The sequence below is a fragment of the bacterium genome (assembly GCA_024226335.1).
Taxonomy (GTDB): Bacteria; Myxococcota_A; UBA9160; order SZUA-336; family SZUA-336; genus JAAELY01.
This window is the reverse complement of sequence record JAAELY010000529.1, coordinates 57,652-73,762: the sequence shown is the minus strand read 5'-3', so window position 1 is coordinate 73,762 and position 16,111 is coordinate 57,652. Positions and strand designations below refer to the sequence as shown.

Below are 16,111 nucleotides of genomic sequence, written 5' to 3'. Positions count from 1 at the left end.
CGCTTTCCGCGCAGTACCCCATGGAGCCTAGGCCTGCCATCCTGCTAGGATCGAATACATGAGCAATTCCGACACGGAACCTCTGAAGATCGTTCTGCTGCTCGATGCCCTGCGAGTCGAGCGTTGGGTTCGGGAGTTGCTCGAGGAATTGCGGGCGTGTGATTTCGTAGAACTGCGGCGCGTGATCCTGAACGAACGACCGGTCGCAATGCGAAGCACAAATCCGTTACTCCGAAGCTACGAGAGTATCGATCGTGGTCTGGTCGCGGGTCCCGATGATCCACTCGCACTCGTCGACGTCTCGGATCTCCTGCAGGACGTCGAACGCGAGAGCGCGCAAGTGCTCGAAGCCGAGGCACTCGAGAGCATCCGGGCGTGTGGCGCCGATGTAGTACTGCGTTTCGGATTCCAGGGTCCAGCGGGCGCCCTGAGCAAGCTGACGACTTTCGGAGTATGGACCCATCGACCTGCAGATCTGCGTTCCTATGACGGTGCCACACCCGGATTCTGGGAAATCTCAGATGACAACGACGTCACGGGTGAATGCCTGATACGAGAAGCGACGGGCGGGGATCGCATCCTGATGCGTTCGCTGGGAGCCACCGACAAGACTTCGTTGCAACGCAATCGCGGCGCATCGGCTCGGCGGGCCGCGCGACTCGTACCGCGCTGTCTGCGCATCGCTTATCTGCAGGGCGCCCAGGGACTCACCGCCGTCGAAGCGGAACACAGCGACTCGGGGAAACCGCGAAAGCGCGGCCGACCGGGTTTGTTTTCGACCGTGCTGTTCCTGGGCCGACTCGCGACGCGACTGCTGAACAACCGGCTTTCGAACCGCCTCCGCCGAAACCAGTGGAAGATCGGCTGGCGGCGCTTTCAAGAGAACACCCTGGCGCCCATTCAGGTGGACTCATTCCGGTTCCTCGAACCACCGCCCGGGCACTTTCACGCGGATCCGTTCGGAATCCGCGTGGACGGACGCAGCTTCGTGTTCTTCGAAGACCTGGACTTCACCCGGGGACGTGCGGGAATCTCGTGCATCGACATTGACGCCCAGGGACAACCCGGCGAGATCCACCCCGTGCTCGAGCGCGACTACCACCTGTCTTATCCCTTCGTGTTCCAGCACGCCGGCGAGATCTACATGATGCCGGAGACCGAGGAGAATCGAACGCTCGAGTTGTATCGCGCGATCGAATTTCCCACTCGTTGGGAACTCGCGACCACACTACTCGAGAACGTTCAAGCAGCCGACGCGACGCTGCACGTGGAAGAGGGTCGGACCTGGCTGTTCGTCAGCCTGGGCTCGGGTGTCGACACGCTCGCCAACGAGTTGCACCTGTACTTCGCCGATTCGCCTCTCGGTCCATTCACGCCGCATCCGCGCAACCCGGTGGTGAGCGACGTGACGCGTGCGCGACCCGCGGGAACGCTCTTTCGACGCAATGGCCTGCTGATCCGACCCGGTCAAGATTGCGCCCACTTGTACGGCTGGGGAATTTCACTCAATCGCGTGGACGTGCTCAGCGAGACCGACTATCGCGAAACACCGCTCGAGCACATCGATCCCAGCTGGTACCCCGAGGGCAACGGCACGCACACGCTCAGCCGTTTTGGCAGTCTGGAACTGATCGACGTGCGCACGCGCGTGCGCCGCTGATGGCTCAGGCTCGCCAGACTTCGTGGTTCGGACTCGTGTCCGGTTGACCCCAATTGTTCCAGGTGGTGTGCAGCACGCGCTCGATCAGGAACTCCACGCAAAGATCGTCGCCGTGGATCTCGTGCAGCGCCGCCTCGATGGCCGCATCGCGGATCCCGGCAGCTTCGATCACGCTCGCAGTCCCGGTGCAGTAGAACTCTTCGTCCTGTCCCTCGGGTGGTGGGGGGAAGCAGTGCAGTGCATAGCGACCGTCGCGCCGCAGATCCGCGCTCTTGGGCGAGGTGGGTCGACAGAAGAAATACAGACCTCCCTGCGCCAGGACCGGACAGATCGGATGCATGCGCGGGCCGCCGTCCTTGCGCACGGTCGCCAGAAAGGCGAGACCCGGGCCGAACTGGAAGATCCGCTTCTGGCCGATCTCGGCCAGGTCCGGTCGCCGCTGCGCGAACTCCTGCCAACGGATCATCCTGGGTCCCCTTTCGCCGTTGAGGGAGCATTGTAGGGGAATGCGCTGAAGGGAGCTTCGCTGGGTCCCGGAGGCCAGGGAACCTACGGGGTTGGCCGCGACCGCAGGACTCTGTACGATGAAGTCGGCTCGCCCCCGAGCCCCGCGCGGCGACGCCGCGCCCCCACGTGCTGGTGTATGCACCGGGGTGTACGGACGGGTTGTACGAACGGGGCCGCGAAGCCGATGTCTTTTTCGAGGAGGACGGATTCCGATGGCTGATGCGCAACGCGATCGAGTCGTCGCCATCGTCGGTGCAACCGGCGCGGTCGGCGAGGTATTACTTCGCGTGCTCGAGCAGCGCAGCTTCCCGGTAGGGGAACTGCGACCGCTGGCGAGCGAGCGATCCGCTGGTACGACAGTTCCGTTCACGGGACGGGACATCGAGGTGAAGGTCGCCGAACCCAAGGCCTTCGATGGCGCCGACCTCGTCTTCTTTGCGGCCACGGGAACGCTCTCGAAGGACCTGGCTCCGGAGGTTGCGGCCCGGGGTGGCATCGCCATCGACAAGTCGAGCACCTGGCGCATGTCGGACGAGGTTCCGCTGGTGGTACCGGAGGTCAATGGCGCGGCGGTCGAGAAGCACCAGGGCATCATCTCGTGTCCCAATTGCACGACCATTCCGCTGGTCATGGTGCTCGAACCCCTGCGTCGCGCGGTCGGTCTGAAGAGCGCGGTCGTCACCACCATGCAGGCGGTGAGCGGTGCGGGACTGCCCGGGATCGAAGAGCTCGAAAGTCAGCAGAACGCATTTCACGAGGGCAGTGCTCAGCCCGCACCCGAGAAATTCGCAGCGCGAATCGCGAACAACGTTGTGCCGCTGTGCGAGAACTTCCGAGAGGACGGTTACTCGACCGAAGAAGTAAAGCTGCTGTTCGAGACCCGGAAGATCATGGCAATGCCCAGGCTCGACGTGACGATGACCTGCGTGCGCGTTCCCGTTCCGGTGGGGCACTCGGCCTCGGTGCTGATCGAAACCGAGCGAGCCCTGTCCCCCGATCAGGCGCGCGAAGCACTGGCGGCCTTTCCCGGCGTTCAGGTGGTCGACGACCCGTCGACCAATACCTTCCCCACGCCGGCCGACGTCGAAGGCAAAGACGAAATTCTGGTCGGGCGGATCCGCCGCGATCTGGGCAGCGATCGCCTCTGGCTCTGGGAGGTTGGCGACAATCTGCGCAAGGGTGCTGCGACCAACGCAGTCCAGATTGCCGAAGAACTGATCGCGCGCGGCCTGAAGTAGGAACGCAGCCGTGGGCGAGCCGCTCTGGAGTCCGTCCGCAGAACGTGTGGAGAGTTCCCAACTGACGGCGTTCCGCCGTCTGATGGAAGCGGAAACCGGGCTCGAATTGCGGGACTACGCGGCTTTGCAGGGCTGGTCCGTGCGCGATACCCCGGCCTTCTGGGAAGCCCTCTGGCGTTTTGGCGAGGTGATCGGGGAACGCGGTTCAGGACCGACTCTGGTCGATGCCGAGCGCATGCCCGGGGCGCGCTTCTTCCCCGACGCACACCTCTCGTTCGCCGAGAATCTCTTGCGGCGAAGCGACGATGCACAGGCGCTCGTATTCCAGGGAGAACACGGCGCGCGCAGCAGTCTCAGCTACGCCGATCTGCGCACATCGGTTGCCGCCCTGGCCGCTTCCTTGCGCGAGCTCGGCGTAGTCCGCGGGGATCGCATCGGCGCCTATCTGCCGAACATCCCCGAGAGCCTGATCGCAATGCTGGCGGCCACCAGCCTGGGCGCGATCTGGTCGTCGTGCTCCCCGGACTTCGGAGTGCGCGGCGTGATCGATCGTTTCGGACAGATCGAGCCGAAGATCCTGTTCGCGGTCGACGGCTATTTTTACAACGGGCGCAAACACGACCTGGGCGAACGGGTCGTCGAGATCGCAGACGCATTGCCCAGCCTGGAATCGATCGTACGGGTCTCGTTCGCGGATACTCCAGAAAAGAGCCGCGCGGGTCTGGGAAGACCTGGACGGGGCGCACACGATTTTTCCGAACTGAGTTCTCGAAGCGATGCACCGCTCGACTTCGAGCGCGTCCCCTTCCACCACCCGCTCTACATCCTCTATTCATCGGGAACAACCGGTCAGCCGAAGTGCATCGTTCACGGGACCGGCGGAACGCTTCTCCAGCACATCAAGGAACACCGATTGCAATGCGATCTGGGCCGCGACGATCGCCTGTTCTACTTCACGACCTGCGGCTGGATGATGTGGAACTGGCTGGTTGGCGCTCTCGCGTCGGAGAGTTCGCTGGTCTTGTACGACGGTTCACCCTTCCATCCGGGACCCGAGGTACTCTGGGATCTAGCCGATCGCGAACGCGTCGATGTATTCGGCACCTCGGCGAAGTACATCGACGCCGTCGCAAAATCCGGTTTGAAGCCGATCGAGTCGCACGATCTGAGCAGTGTGCGAGCGATCCTATCGACGGGATCCCCACTGGCCCCGGAAAGTTTCGACTTCGTGTATCGCTCGATCAAAAACGACGTATGGCTCTCATCGATCTCTGGCGGCACCGACATCGCCGGTTGCTTCGTCGCCGGGGACCCGACGGGACCGGTGTGGCGCGGCGAGGTCCAGGCCCTCGCACTGGGCATGGACATCGCTGTATTCGACGACGAGGGCAACTCGCTGACGCAGGAGAAGGGCGAACTGGTGTGCAAGAAGCCCTTCCCGTCGATGCCGGTCGGCTTCTGGAATGACCCGGGGGACGAACGCTACCGTGCGTCGTATTTCCAACGCTATCCCGATGTGTGGTGTCACGGCGACTGGGTCGAGATCACCGAGCACGGTGGCATGATCATCTACGGCCGTTCCGACGCTGTACTCAATCCCGGTGGCGTGCGCATCGGCACCGCCGAAATCTACCGCCCCGTCGAACAACTCGATCAGGTGATCGAGGGCCTCGTGATCGGTCAGTCCTGGCAGAGCGACGTGCGCGTAGTGCTCTTTGTCAAGCTGCGCGAAGGCCTGGAACTCGACGACGATCTGCGCGACGAGATCCGAGCCGCCGTTCGCGCACACGCGACACCGCGTCACGTGCCCGCAGTCATCGCGCAGGTCAGCGACATCCCTCGCACCAAGAGCGGCAAGATCGTTGAACTAGCCGTTCGCGACGTCGTACACGGCCGCCCGGTCAAGAACATCGACGCGCTGGCGAATCCGGAGACTCTTCTGGAGTTCGAGAACCGATCGGAGTTGCGCTGAACGGGCGTTGCGGGTAGCTGAGCCGGTCGAAAGCAACCCCCACCGGTCGTGCTCCGCGTGCTTCGTTTGGACCTTGTAGCGCTCTTTGGTGGCTCCGAAACGCCCGGTGGGGGTTGCTTTCGACCTCCCCGCTGCACTCTGCCCTTATCCATTGGGCGGGTGGATTTTGTGCTTCCGTGAGCCGATCTCGCGATACACTGGAACGCTATGGTTGATTCGGCGACTCGACGCAGTCTGTCTCACGTCTGCACGGTGATCCTCATGCTCGCCGCACCCCTCCTTCTGGCAACCCCGAGCAAAGCCACACCAATCACAACACCTACGGACCTCCTATCCGGAGCCCAATACCGACTGGCCTTCCTGACAACCGGCACTCGGAATGCAGCTTCAACAGACATAGCCGACTACACCGACCTCTGGGACGGCACTCTTGACGCTCCTCTGGAAGTCGATCAGAACGGTGCCCATGCGTTTGTCTTCGTTTATCCAGGTACGGGTTTCCCTGGCATTGCCACATACCACTTGGGCGGAGCGACTGTATCGGTGGGAGAGTCCTTCGTAACCAATCCTCTCTGGGCAGAAGGACGCTTTGATACCCAACCATCCGCCACTGATAGGCCTTCTATGCTTTGTCGGCCGTCCTGACAGTCCCAGTTCCAGAAGCGGGACCGCTTGCAATGCTCACACTCGCCTGCACTGTACTCCTGTTAGTTCGTCGAATTCGAACGTCATAGCCCGGACACACAGAAATCGACGGTAGGCCGGAGCGCGGCGTGAAGGTCGGACGCAACCCCCCGCCGGGCGTTTCGGAGCCACCAAAGAGCGCTGCAACACCTGACCGAAGCACGCGGAGCACGACCGGCGGGGGGTTGCGTCCGACCGACTCAGCTGCCTCAGCCCTAAGCCGGAATCTCCCCCACATACTCCGCCCGAGGCCGAATAATCCGCCCCACCTCCCGCTGTTCATCAATATGCGCAAGCCAACCCGCAACTCGCGCCACAGCAAAGCTAGGCGTGAACATCTGCGCGGGCAGACCGAGCGCGTCCAATAGAACTGCGGTGTAGAACTCGATGTTCGCTTCGAGCTTGCGCCCGGGATGGCGTTGCTTGAGAGATTCCGCCGCCACTCCTTCGACCGCACGTGCGAGTTCGAGTCGGTCGTTGGACAGCCCGGCCCGGCGAAGCGCTTCGACGGCAGTTTCGAGCACAGCCGCGCGCGGATCGCGCACACGATAGACGCGATGCCCGAGACCCATGATGCGCCGGCCCGAAGCCAGTTCGTTCTCGATCCAGTCTGCGGCGTTCTCGGGTCGGCCGATGGCTTCGAGCATCTCCAGGACCGGCCCCGGAGCTCCGCCGTGCAAGGGCCCCTTGAGGGCGCCGATTGCGGCGACCACGGCAGACACCGCGTCGGAGTCCGTCGAAGTGACGACGCGCGCGGTGAACGTCGAAGCGTTCATACCGTGATCGGCCACTGTCACCAGATAGGCATCGAGCGCGGCTCTGCGGGCTTCGTCCGGGGACTCGCCACTGACCATGCGCAGATAATCTTCCGCGTGACCGAGTTCCGGGTTCGGTGCCACCAGCGGCAAGCCCTGCTGCGTGCGCCACCAACCCGCCGCGTATACCGCGACGGCCGCCACCAGGCGAGTTCTCTGGCGTTCCGGATCAGCGCCGTCGGCCACGTGCCCGACGGACGCGCGCAGAGCGTCCATCGCGACCGGTGCCGAGAGCGCATCGCCCAGGGCTTCGCAGCTCTGGAATGCCTCGACTCGTCTGGCGCCGAGTTCTCGCGACATCTCTGCCCACTCATCGGCGCTCGGAAGCGACCCGGTCCAGAGCAGAACACATAGATCCTCAAAACTGGCTCGCTTTGCCAGAGACTCGATGTCGAAGCCGCGCACGATCAGGCGCCCGCGTTCTCCATCGATGTGGCTGAGTCTGGTTTCCGCCACGACTACCCCGTCCAGACCATTGCTCATCATGCTTTTCTCCCTTTGCTTTCTGGACAGCGTGCCCGAATCGGACACAAAAATCAATATTGATCAATAAAATCAATATATCCGTCCTCCAGGGCGAAGGAAGCGCAGTTGCATCCTGCGCAAACCTGGATCAATGTTGATCCGTGGACGAACACGAGACTCTGGACTCGAAACAGGCTGCGGCCCTATTGGGGGTGAAGGTCGAAACCCTCTACGCCTACACCAGTCGCGGGCTCCTGCGCAGCTTGCCGGCCGACGGACGGCGCGAGCGGCGCTATCTGCGCTCGGAACTGAACCGCCTGCGCGTGCAGCGCGGCACGCGCAGGCGGGTGAGTTCCGCCGGGGGCTTTTCGGCGGAGCAGCCGCTGCTCGATACCTCGATCACCGGACTCTCGGACGCGGGTCCTCTGTACCGGGGCCGACCCGCGCTGGAACTCGCGCAGAGCGGGGTCGAGTTCGAGGCGGTCGCGGAGTTGCTCTGGACCGGTGACCTGCCCCCGACCGGGGCGCGCTGGCGCGCGGACGGCCCTTCGGTTTCCTGGCGGCGCCTGGCAGAACTTCTACCGGGCGGGACTCCGCCGCTGATCTGCATGGCTCTCAGCCTGCCGGCGCTGGCGGCAGCAGATCCGGAGCGCTTCGACACGAGTCCGGAAGCGACGCTGCGACGGGCTAGCCAGGTGATTCCGCGGCTCGCGGCCTCTCTGGCGTTATCGCGAGATCCGCGGGTCGCCGAAGAGGCGCTCTCCGCAGGCAATGTCAGTGGAATTCTCGCCACCGCCATCGGTGTCACGCCCGAACCCGCAGCGATTCGACTGCTGGAGCAGACGCTCATCCTCATGGCGGATCACGAGTTGAACGCATCCGCGTTCGCCGCACGCGTCGCAGCGTCGACGGGTGCAGACCTGTACGGCTGTCTTTCGGCGGCGGTGGGAACGGCCAGCGGGCCGTTGCACAGCGGGGCGAGCGAGCAGGTCGAAGCGCTGATGATCGAAGCCGGTACGCCCGAGAATGCCGAAACTACGGTGCGCGCACGCATGCGCCGCGGTGAATCCATTCCCGGCTTTGGGCATCTGATCTACCAGCGCGGCGATCCGCGCAGCGGCCCGCTCCTGGAGGGCGCCCGCCGCCTGGCACCCGATTCGGTTGGAGTGCGGACGCTGGTGGCGATCGTCGCGGCCATGGAGGCGGCGGAGCGCCCGGCCCCCAACGCCGATGTGGGGATCGCGGCGGTCGCAGCTGCGCTCGGCCTGGCGCCCGGGATGGGACCGACTCTTTTCGCGGTGGCGCGCTGCGCCGGCTGGGTGGCGCATGTCCTGGAGCAGTACGAAGCCGGATTCTTGATACGACCCAGGGCGCGCTATCGGGGTCCGGAATAGCGGGCGCCAGTCCGGCCAAGCGCCGCGATATACTCTCCGGACTTGATTTTCGGCGTCTGAACGAGGCTCGGAGTGGTTCCCTCGGCGATACCGAAGGAAGAGTGCTCACGGCGCCGAAAGGAGATCTGTCATGAACCGCATCCTCGACATCGCGACATCCACCGCGGCCACCGTGTCGCGCCTGGCTGCAGGTGTCTCGATCTCCAGTCTGGGAGCGCGTCCAGAGCAAGCTTTGACCCTCTACGAATTCGAAGGCTGTCCGTTCTGTCGAAAGGTGCGAGAAGCACTCTCGATGCTCGATCTGGAGGCCGACATCCTGCCCTGCCCCAAAAACGGACCGCGCTATCGAACCGAACTCGTCAAACGCGCGGGCAAAGCACAATTCCCCTATCTGGTCGATCCCAACACCGGCGTCGAGATGTACGAATCGAATGAAATCGTGCGCTACCTGTTCGAGAAATACGGCGACGGCCGTGTGCCGTTGAGCCTGAACGCCGGGCCACTCACCGATCTGGGGTCGATGATCGCGGCGGCTCTGCGTCCCGGTCTCGGTAGTTTCTACCGGGAAGCCACTCCGCCGGCCCTGCCACTCGAACTGTACAGTTTTGAAGGGTCGCCATTTTGCCGGATCGTCCGCGAAGAACTCACGAGTCTGGAAATCCCCTATCGACTGCACAACGTGGCCAAGGGCAGCCCCAGTCGCGAGGCATTCGAGAAACGATCCGGAAAGCTGATGGTTCCGTATCTGGTCGACCCCAACACAGGCATCGAGATGTTCGAGTCGGCCGATATCGTCCGCCATCTGCGGAAGAACTACGCGCGCTGAGAGGATCGAATTGGCCACAGTAGATCAGATGGACGGCGCAGTTCCGGAGGTAGAGGAGCCCTCGGGCAGACCGATTCTTACCTTGTTGTGGATCGCGCTTTTCGTCGCCGCATTCGCACCTACGGCCATGTGGCTCTGGAGCCGCTGGACGATCAGCATCTGGTACAGCGGCCACGGCATATTCATGCCGTTTATCCTGGCGTACCTGCTCTGGGAGCGTTTGCACGAAGATCCCGTGTCCGGGTCGCATTCTTCGGCCTGGGGCTTTGTGTTTCTGTTCACAGGCCTGGCGATGCTGGCCCTCGACGCGGCCATCCAGACGGACCTGCTGGCCGCTGCGGGACTGGTCGTCTGCCTGCCCGGCCTTTCGCTACTCGTTCTGGGTGGAGATCGCACTCGCGGACTGGTGTTCGCTCTGGTGATCGCGGCCTTCATGCTGCCGATCCCCGCCGGCTTTGTAACGAAGATCCACCTGTTTCTGCGCGAGATCACAGCATTTGGGACCTCTTATGTGGTCCCACTGCTCGATATTCCCTTGTCCAAGAACGGCACCGTCCTCAATGTTCCCGGACACTCGGTCTCCGTCGCAGATGCGTGTAGCGGTTTTTCGACCATGTATGCGGCCGTCACCACGGGATTGATCCTGTCGCACCTCAACCCGTCCAAGAGCCGCGGCCTTATGCTGATCGCCACCTCGGTCGTGCTCGCAATCATCTGCAACATCATCCGCGTCAGCTTTCTGGTGCTGGTAGTCTATTACGGTCATGCGGACCTGCTCGAAACGTCGCTACACGAGGGCTCGGGCATTGTGTCCTTCGCAGTCGTCATCGCGATCTTGTTCTGGATGTCTGGTCGCGAGACTTTCCGTGGCCCCGAACCAGAGCGAAGCGAATGAACAGCATCTCGGCACGCTACGCGCCACATATCGCCGTCATGCTGGCCGTGGTCTTGATTCCCGTCGTGATCCACGACTACGTGGGCTGGCGCCGCGATGATTGCGCCAATCCCGGCGTTCTGATTCCCGATAGCTATGCCGAACGACAACCAGAAAAGCGCCAGAGCTTCATGAAATCCGCATTCGCCGCGGACCAGTGGCGGGAGGGGCGAGTACACGGGGATCGCGGAGAAACTCCTCTTTCCTACTCGATCATCCGCTCCTGGAACGCCAAGCGAGTCTACTACCGGCCGGCGCATCGAATCGCCCCCGCGCGCAAGCCCAGCGGAGAGCACCTGAAGTGGGTCGAGCACAAGGGCGAACGGATTCCCATCCACGTCGGGGACTTCGGGAAGCGCACCCTCGGCGGCGTGCGTTCTCTGTCCGTCTATGCCCTTCTCTATGATTCGCAACCCGTCGCCAATCCGTACTGGACTCAACTATTGGCTGCGCCGTCGATGCTGATTCGCGGAAGCCAGCCGATGACGCTGTTGATTGTGTCCGGCCACGTTCCGACTGCGGAATACGACCGCAGTGAAGAACGGGGAATCCACTGGATCTTGAACTCGCTCGACACGTACTGGGCGGTCTGCTCGCCATGACTCGATCGGCAGCCCGCGACTCGGCCATGCCGGGTACGGGCTGGACTCCCGCCTGGTGGGCCCTGCTGCTAGGTTGCGCCGTTGCTCTGACCGCGATCGATGCCGTCCTCTTGCAGTTCAACCATCACTATTTTTCAGGCGGGTTCAACGCGCTCACCTTTCTTTCCAGCACCGGACTGGTCGCTTCGTTTCTCGGCGCTTCGATCGCAGTGGACGCGGTCATCATCCTGGGAGCCTGGTTGATCAGCTGGCCGCTGCTTGGCCGAATTCCGCTGACCGCGCTTCAGAAGTGGCTGCTGGCGGGGATGCTCGGCGTAGCGGGACCGGGCATATACACATTCCTCAGATATCAGCTGCAACGCTATCTCGGCGACCTGATCGACCTCGACCTGATCCTGACACTCGCGGGCGGCTTCGGTGTCGAGATGTTCGCGCAGGCCAGTGATCAGCTCCTGGGTGTTGCAGTGATCTTCGGAGCCGTGCTAGTCGCCGCGATTGGCTTGCTCTGGGCGATCCGACGTATCTGGAAAGGGGGGCCCGAGACCGAACGTCTGCTCCAGATGCCGCGCTGGAGCGCGATCACTCCAGTGTTCGGAGCGGCATTCGGGCTCAGCGCCGTACTCCTTCCGGGTTTCTGCTTGAGCGAAAGCGCTGTCTGCCTCGGATTGGGAATCAAACCCAGTGGAAGCCTGATCAAGATCGCCGTACAGCAGCTGACCGACGTCGATCGCGACGGCGCGGGCCTGCTCTCGACGCCCCCGGATCCGGACCCCTTCGACTCGGGCATTCACGGCTACGCACTCGAAATCCCCGGCAATGCCATCGATGAAAATGGACTCGCCGGTGATCTTCCAATCGACATGCGCGCGCCAGAGTCGGCACTCGAAATCGCGCCTCTCTGGAAGAAGCGCCCCCACGTTCTGTTGATATTCGGCGAGAGCCTGCGGGGCGACGTGCTGGAACGCAGCTTCCTGGGTCGAGAGATCACGCCATTCATCAGCCGCCTCGGCCGAGAGGGAGCGAGTTCCCGATTCGGCTTTACCAATGTTCCCTACACATCGAAGTCACGTGCACAGCTCTTCGGTGGTCGGCTCGACCCCTACGACGGCCAGACATCTCTCGTGGATGATTTCAAACGCAACGGGTACACGGTCGCCTATTTCTCCGGTCAGGACGACTCCTTCGGGGGGCGCGATCAGCAACTGGGCCAGGCGAAACCCGATGTTTTCTACGACGCGCGCCAGGATCCCGAAAACCGCGCCTCGCGCTTCACGAGCCCCGGCAGTCTGTCGGTTTCATGGAAACTTCTGAATCGAAGAATCGCGGTGTTTCTGGGCGAACGCCCCGAGAACTCACCTCTGTTCATGTACGTGAATTACCACGACACTCACTTCCCCTATCATCACGCCGAACTGGATCGAATCTTCGACATCGATCCGCTGGCTCGAGGCAGGATCGGCCCCGAAACCCGCGATGAATTGTGGGCGACCTACGCCAATGCCTCGGCCAACGTGGATCGCGCCGTCGAACAACTGGTCGAGGCGTTTCGCGCTTCGATCCACAATGAACCCCACGTGATCCTGTTGACTGCGGATCACGGTGAGTCGCTTTTCGACTTTGGGCACCTCGGACACGGCCAGGCGCTGAACATCGAACAGACGCGCGTGCCGATGGTTCTCTGGGGCATCGGTGGTGATATCCCGGAACCGATTGGCGTCGCGGATCTTCGCGGTTTGATCCAGCGCAATCTCGACCTGGGACGAGAGGGCGATCGGATTCCCCAGCCGCACCTGATCTCCGACTCGGGGCGGCGGATCTTCCAGTACATGTCGAAGCTGGCCCGACCGCGACTCGTGGCGCTGAGAGGTGTCGACGGGACGATCCACTACGCGTTCCGGCGCGCCAGCCTGGAAAGCGAGAGCGCGTCCGGGAAACTCACGCCCCTCGACCCCGATGAATATCGCGCTGAGTTCGCCGAACTCCTGCGAACCTGGGAAGTGTTGAACCTGCGCGAACACGCATTTGGCGGCGACCCTGCGGGACCGGGTTGATCGCGCGTCAGCCCGCGTAGCCGATAGCGCTCAACGCTTCGCGAATCTCCTCGAGAACCTCGGGATCCTCGATCGTCGCCGGTACGCTGTACGCTTCCGAGTCCGCAATCTTGCGCATGGTCCCCCGCAGCACTTTTCCCGAACGCGTCTTGGGCAGGCGCGCAATCACGGACGCCTGCCTGAAAGCTGCAACGGGTCCGATTCGTTCGCGAACGAGTTGCACCAACTCACTCTCGATCTGCTCGTGCGAACGCTCGACACCGGCCTTGAGCACCACGAGTCCGAGCGGAACCTGACCCTTGAGCGGGTCATGCACTCCGATCACGGCGCACTCGGCCACGTCGCTGTGAGAGGCAAGTACCTCTTCCATACCCCCGGTCGACAGGCGGTGACCTGCGACGTTGATGATGTCGTCCGTGCGACTCATGATCCACAGGTAGTCATCTTCATCGACGAAACCCGCATCAGCCGTCTCGTACCAGCCCGGGAAGCGGGAAAGATAGGTCTCGATATAGCCCTGGTCGTTATTCCACAGAGTGGGAAGGGTTCCCGGAGGCAGCGGCAATTCGATACAGATGGCACCGGTCTCTCCCGCAGCGACCGGCTGGCCCGACTCGTCGAGCGCGGATACGCGATAGCCTGGGACCGAGCGCGTTGGAGAACCATGCTTGACAGGCTGCGGGCTCAGCCCCATGCAGTTCGCTGCGATCGGCCAACCGGTTTCGGTCTGCCACCAGTGATCGATCACGGGCACGCCGAGCGCCTTCTCGGCCCATTGCACCGTGTCGGGATCGGCGCGCTCGCCCGCCAGGAACAGCGTGCGAAATGCGGAGAGATCGTAGTCGGGAATCAAGCGCGCATCCGGGTCTTCGCGCTTGATCGCCCTGAATGCGGTGGGCGCGGTGAACAGGATGCTCGCGGAATTCTCTGCCAGTACCCGCCAGAAGGCACCCGCATCGGGCGTACCCACCGGTTTACCTTCGTACAGGATCGTGGTGCAACCGTACAGAAGCGGTGCATAGACGATGTACGAGTGACCGACGACCCAACCGACGTCGGACGCAGCCCAGTAGACTTCACCGGGTTCCGCGCCGTAGACGTTTCGCATGCTCCAGAACAGCGACACCATATGACCGCCGTTGTCTCGCACCACACCCTTGGGCACCCCCGTGGTACCGGAGGTGTACAGGATGTAGAGGGGATCGGTCGCATCCACGGGCACGCAATCCACCAGTTGCGCAGTGAGCAGAACACCCCAGTCCATATCTCGCGCCGCGTCCAGATTTGCGGGCGAAGCCTCGCGCTGAACCCAGACGGTATTGGTCGGCGTATGGGTCGCGAGCTCGATTGCGCCCTTCAGGAGCGGCTGGTACTCGACGACCCGCGTCGGTTCGATGCCGCAGGACGCGGCCAGCACCAGCTTCGGCCTGGCATCGTCGATGCGTGTAGCCAATTCCTTGGCTGCGAATCCCCCAAACACCACCGAGTGTACGGCTCCGATCCGCGCGCAAGCCAACATCGCGATTACAGCTTCCGGAATGTTCGGCATATAGATGAGTACGCGATCTCCTCTTTCCACGCCCAGTTTGCGCAGACCACCCGCGCAGCGTGAGACGAGATCGAGTAGCTCGCCATAGCTGAACGATTTCTTGAGACCGGTGACGGGGCTATCCCAGATCAACGCGGGCTGGGCACTACGACCCGCCTCGACGTGACGATCGAGCGCGTTGTGGCAGGTATTGCAGCGGGCACCTGGGAACCAGCGATAGAGGGGGGCATTGCGCGAATCCAGAACTTGATCCCAGGACGCGTACCAGTCGATGTCTTCGGCGGCCTCCGCCCAGAAACCTTGCGGATCCTCGAGCGAATGCGCGTAGGCGCGAGCGTAGCGATCTTTCATTCCTGCCTCAGAGATAGTTGTCGCCGCATGGTCCGAACTCCTCGTCGAGCAACCAGCTGCGGTTTTGAAAGCGATGTCGGAAGCCAGCGCGCTCGTAGACACGGCGCGCCGCGGTATTGTCCTCGTCGCAGAACAGGCTCACCGCCGGCTTGCGCTTCAGCAACTGCTTGCAGATGGCTGCCATCCCGCGCATCGCGTGGCCTTGATTTCTCAAACTCGGAGGGGTCATCACGCCCCCGAGTTGAACCGTTGCCGCGTTTTCCGCACCGACATGGACCTGGAACGAGATTCGACCAGCATCGCGGATCACCCACCAGCGCCCGTCCAATACGTCCTTGCGGTGTCGGTCAAAGAAACCCGTCGGATCCATCGCGCGGCGATCGTCACCCAGGTCTTCAATATGCTGTTCGGCGCTATTCGAGACGACCTCATCGACGTCTCGCTCGCGCGCGCGTTCGATGCGCAGGCGAGCGGGCTTCGTCGGTAGAACCAACTCACCGCGCTCCAACACATAGACGGGCTCGCGACGTGTCCATACCAGATCGGGTGCATGAGGTTGATAGGAGAGCCAGAACGCGTCAGTCACCTCCTCGCGACCCACGATGTGTCGAGGTCGATACCCGGATTCCGCAACTGCGGGTCCAAGCAATCCGCAGGCTTCCGGCGTGCGAGCCGCCACGGTCGTTCCGCCGAGCGGTCCGATCATCAAGAACGCCTCGAGGCTGTCAGCAGAAAACTCGCCGAAGAAACCAGGAAAACGACCGAGTAGACCGGACGACACCACGTGGTCCAGGAATACGTTCTGCAGTGGTCGCTCGCGCAACAAGCGTAGCGCTTCAGCAGTATCGGCTGCGATCAGAGGACGGACCATTCGGCACAGAGTACCCGAGCCAAGCATCGATAGGGTGGCGGAGCGCAAGAGCCCGGGATCTGAGACAATTCACTGAGCTTCGGGCAACTGGCGCCGACGCTGGAGGACCCGACGATCGAGCAGAGCGAATCCAGACTCAACGGCGCTACTACTGCAGCGGATAACGACACGCTTGGGCGCGGCGGCGTGGAG

General features: G+C 62.7%; 12 protein-coding genes. 8 read left to right on the top strand and 4 right to left on the bottom strand.

Annotated elements, in window-relative coordinates; all coding sequences use genetic code 11:
* The first annotated feature begins 58 nt into the window (after window positions 1–58).
* On the top strand, window positions 59–1,660 hold the full coding sequence (locus GY725_25830) for a hypothetical protein (GenBank protein ID MCP4007616.1): 1,602 nt from the start codon (window positions 59–61) through the stop codon (window positions 1,658–1,660).
* 4 nt (window positions 1,661–1,664) lie between these two features.
* On the opposite strand, the gene GY725_25825 is transcribed toward GY725_25830, so the two are convergent.
* On the bottom strand, window positions 1,665–2,126 hold the full coding sequence (locus GY725_25825) for a hypothetical protein (GenBank protein ID MCP4007615.1): 462 nt from the start codon (window positions 2,124–2,126) through the stop codon (window positions 1,665–1,667).
* Between the two features lie 253 nt (window positions 2,127–2,379).
* Here GY725_25825 and GY725_25820 point away from each other — a divergent pair, with 253 nt between their 5' ends.
* Both GY725_25820 and GY725_25815 read left to right on the top strand, forming a co-directional pair.
* On the top strand, window positions 2,380–3,405 hold the full coding sequence (locus tag GY725_25820) for an aspartate-semialdehyde dehydrogenase (protein ID MCP4007614.1): 1,026 nt from the start codon (window positions 2,380–2,382) through the stop codon (window positions 3,403–3,405).
* A gap of 10 nt (window positions 3,406–3,415) precedes the next feature.
* The gene (locus tag GY725_25815) at window positions 3,416–5,377 is read left to right on the top strand and encodes an acetoacetate--CoA ligase (GenBank protein ID MCP4007613.1); all 1,962 of its coding nucleotides are present in this window, start codon (window positions 3,416–3,418) and stop codon (window positions 5,375–5,377) included.
* Between the two features lie 899 nt (window positions 5,378–6,276).
* Here GY725_25815 and GY725_25810 read toward each other — a convergent pair.
* On the bottom strand, window positions 6,277–7,359 hold the full coding sequence (locus tag GY725_25810) for a citrate synthase (protein ID MCP4007612.1): 1,083 nt from the start codon (window positions 7,357–7,359) through the stop codon (window positions 6,277–6,279).
* A gap of 161 nt (window positions 7,360–7,520) precedes the next feature.
* Between GY725_25810 and GY725_25805 the strand changes: the two genes are divergently transcribed.
* The 5 genes from GY725_25805 to GY725_25785 all read left to right on the top strand — a co-directional run bounded on the left by GY725_25805 (window position 7,521) and on the right by GY725_25785 (window position 13,148).
* Window positions 7,521–8,735 carry a helix-turn-helix domain-containing protein gene (locus GY725_25805; GenBank protein ID MCP4007611.1) on the top strand — a complete coding sequence of 405 codons (1,215 nt, stop codon included), beginning with the start codon at window positions 7,521–7,523 and terminating at the stop codon, window positions 8,733–8,735.
* A gap of 130 nt (window positions 8,736–8,865) precedes the next feature.
* On the top strand, window positions 8,866–9,561 hold the full coding sequence (locus tag GY725_25800) for a glutathione S-transferase (protein ID MCP4007610.1): 696 nt from the start codon (window positions 8,866–8,868) through the stop codon (window positions 9,559–9,561).
* Window positions 9,562–9,571: 10 nt separating this feature from the next.
* Window positions 9,572–10,456, top strand: coding sequence for an exosortase/archaeosortase family protein (locus GY725_25795; GenBank protein MCP4007609.1), 885 nt, complete (start codon window positions 9,572–9,574; stop codon window positions 10,454–10,456).
* The gene (locus GY725_25790; protein MCP4007608.1) at window positions 10,453–11,097 is read left to right on the top strand and encodes a hypothetical protein; all 645 of its coding nucleotides are present in this window, start codon (window positions 10,453–10,455) and stop codon (window positions 11,095–11,097) included. Before GY725_25795 ends, GY725_25790 begins: the two co-directional genes overlap by 4 nt.
* A complete protein-coding gene (locus GY725_25785) occupies window positions 11,094–13,148 on the top strand; it encodes an LTA synthase family protein (protein MCP4007607.1) in 2,055 nt (684 codons plus the stop codon). Before GY725_25790 ends, GY725_25785 begins: the two co-directional genes overlap by 4 nt.
* A gap of 7 nt (window positions 13,149–13,155) precedes the next feature.
* Here the strand turns inward: GY725_25785 and GY725_25780 are convergent, their stop codons facing one another.
* Both GY725_25780 and GY725_25775 read right to left on the bottom strand, forming a co-directional pair.
* On the bottom strand, window positions 13,156–15,048 hold the full coding sequence (locus GY725_25780; protein MCP4007606.1) for a propionyl-CoA synthetase: 1,893 nt from the start codon (window positions 15,046–15,048) through the stop codon (window positions 13,156–13,158).
* Between the two features lie 7 nt (window positions 15,049–15,055).
* Complete coding sequence (locus tag GY725_25775; protein ID MCP4007605.1) at window positions 15,056–15,919, bottom strand: GNAT family N-acetyltransferase; 864 nt, start codon at window positions 15,917–15,919, stop codon at window positions 15,056–15,058.
* Between the last annotated feature and the right edge of the window lie 192 nt (window positions 15,920–16,111).

Excerpts from the sequence above, each read along its gene's own strand:
- GY725_25830 (MCP4007616.1), top strand. The coding sequence starts at position 59 with ATGAGCAATTCCGACACGGAACCTCTGAAGATCGTTCTGCTGCTCGAT.
- GY725_25825 (MCP4007615.1), bottom strand. The coding sequence starts at position 2,126 with ATGATCCGTTGGCAGGAGTTCGCGCAGCGGCGACCGGACCTGGCCGAG.
- GY725_25820 (MCP4007614.1), top strand. The coding sequence starts at position 2,380 with ATGGCTGATGCGCAACGCGATCGAGTCGTCGCCATCGTCGGTGCAACC.
- GY725_25810 (MCP4007612.1), bottom strand. The coding sequence starts at position 7,359 with ATGAGCAATGGTCTGGACGGGGTAGTCGTGGCGGAAACCAGACTCAGC.
- GY725_25800 (MCP4007610.1), top strand. The coding sequence starts at position 8,866 with ATGAACCGCATCCTCGACATCGCGACATCCACCGCGGCCACCGTGTCG.
- GY725_25790 (MCP4007608.1), top strand. The coding sequence starts at position 10,453 with ATGAACAGCATCTCGGCACGCTACGCGCCACATATCGCCGTCATGCTG.
- GY725_25785 (MCP4007607.1), top strand. The coding sequence starts at position 11,094 with ATGACTCGATCGGCAGCCCGCGACTCGGCCATGCCGGGTACGGGCTGG.
- GY725_25780 (MCP4007606.1), bottom strand. The coding sequence starts at position 15,048 with ATGAAAGATCGCTACGCTCGCGCCTACGCGCATTCGCTCGAGGATCCG.
- GY725_25775 (MCP4007605.1), bottom strand. The coding sequence starts at position 15,919 with ATGGTCCGTCCTCTGATCGCAGCCGATACTGCTGAAGCGCTACGCTTG.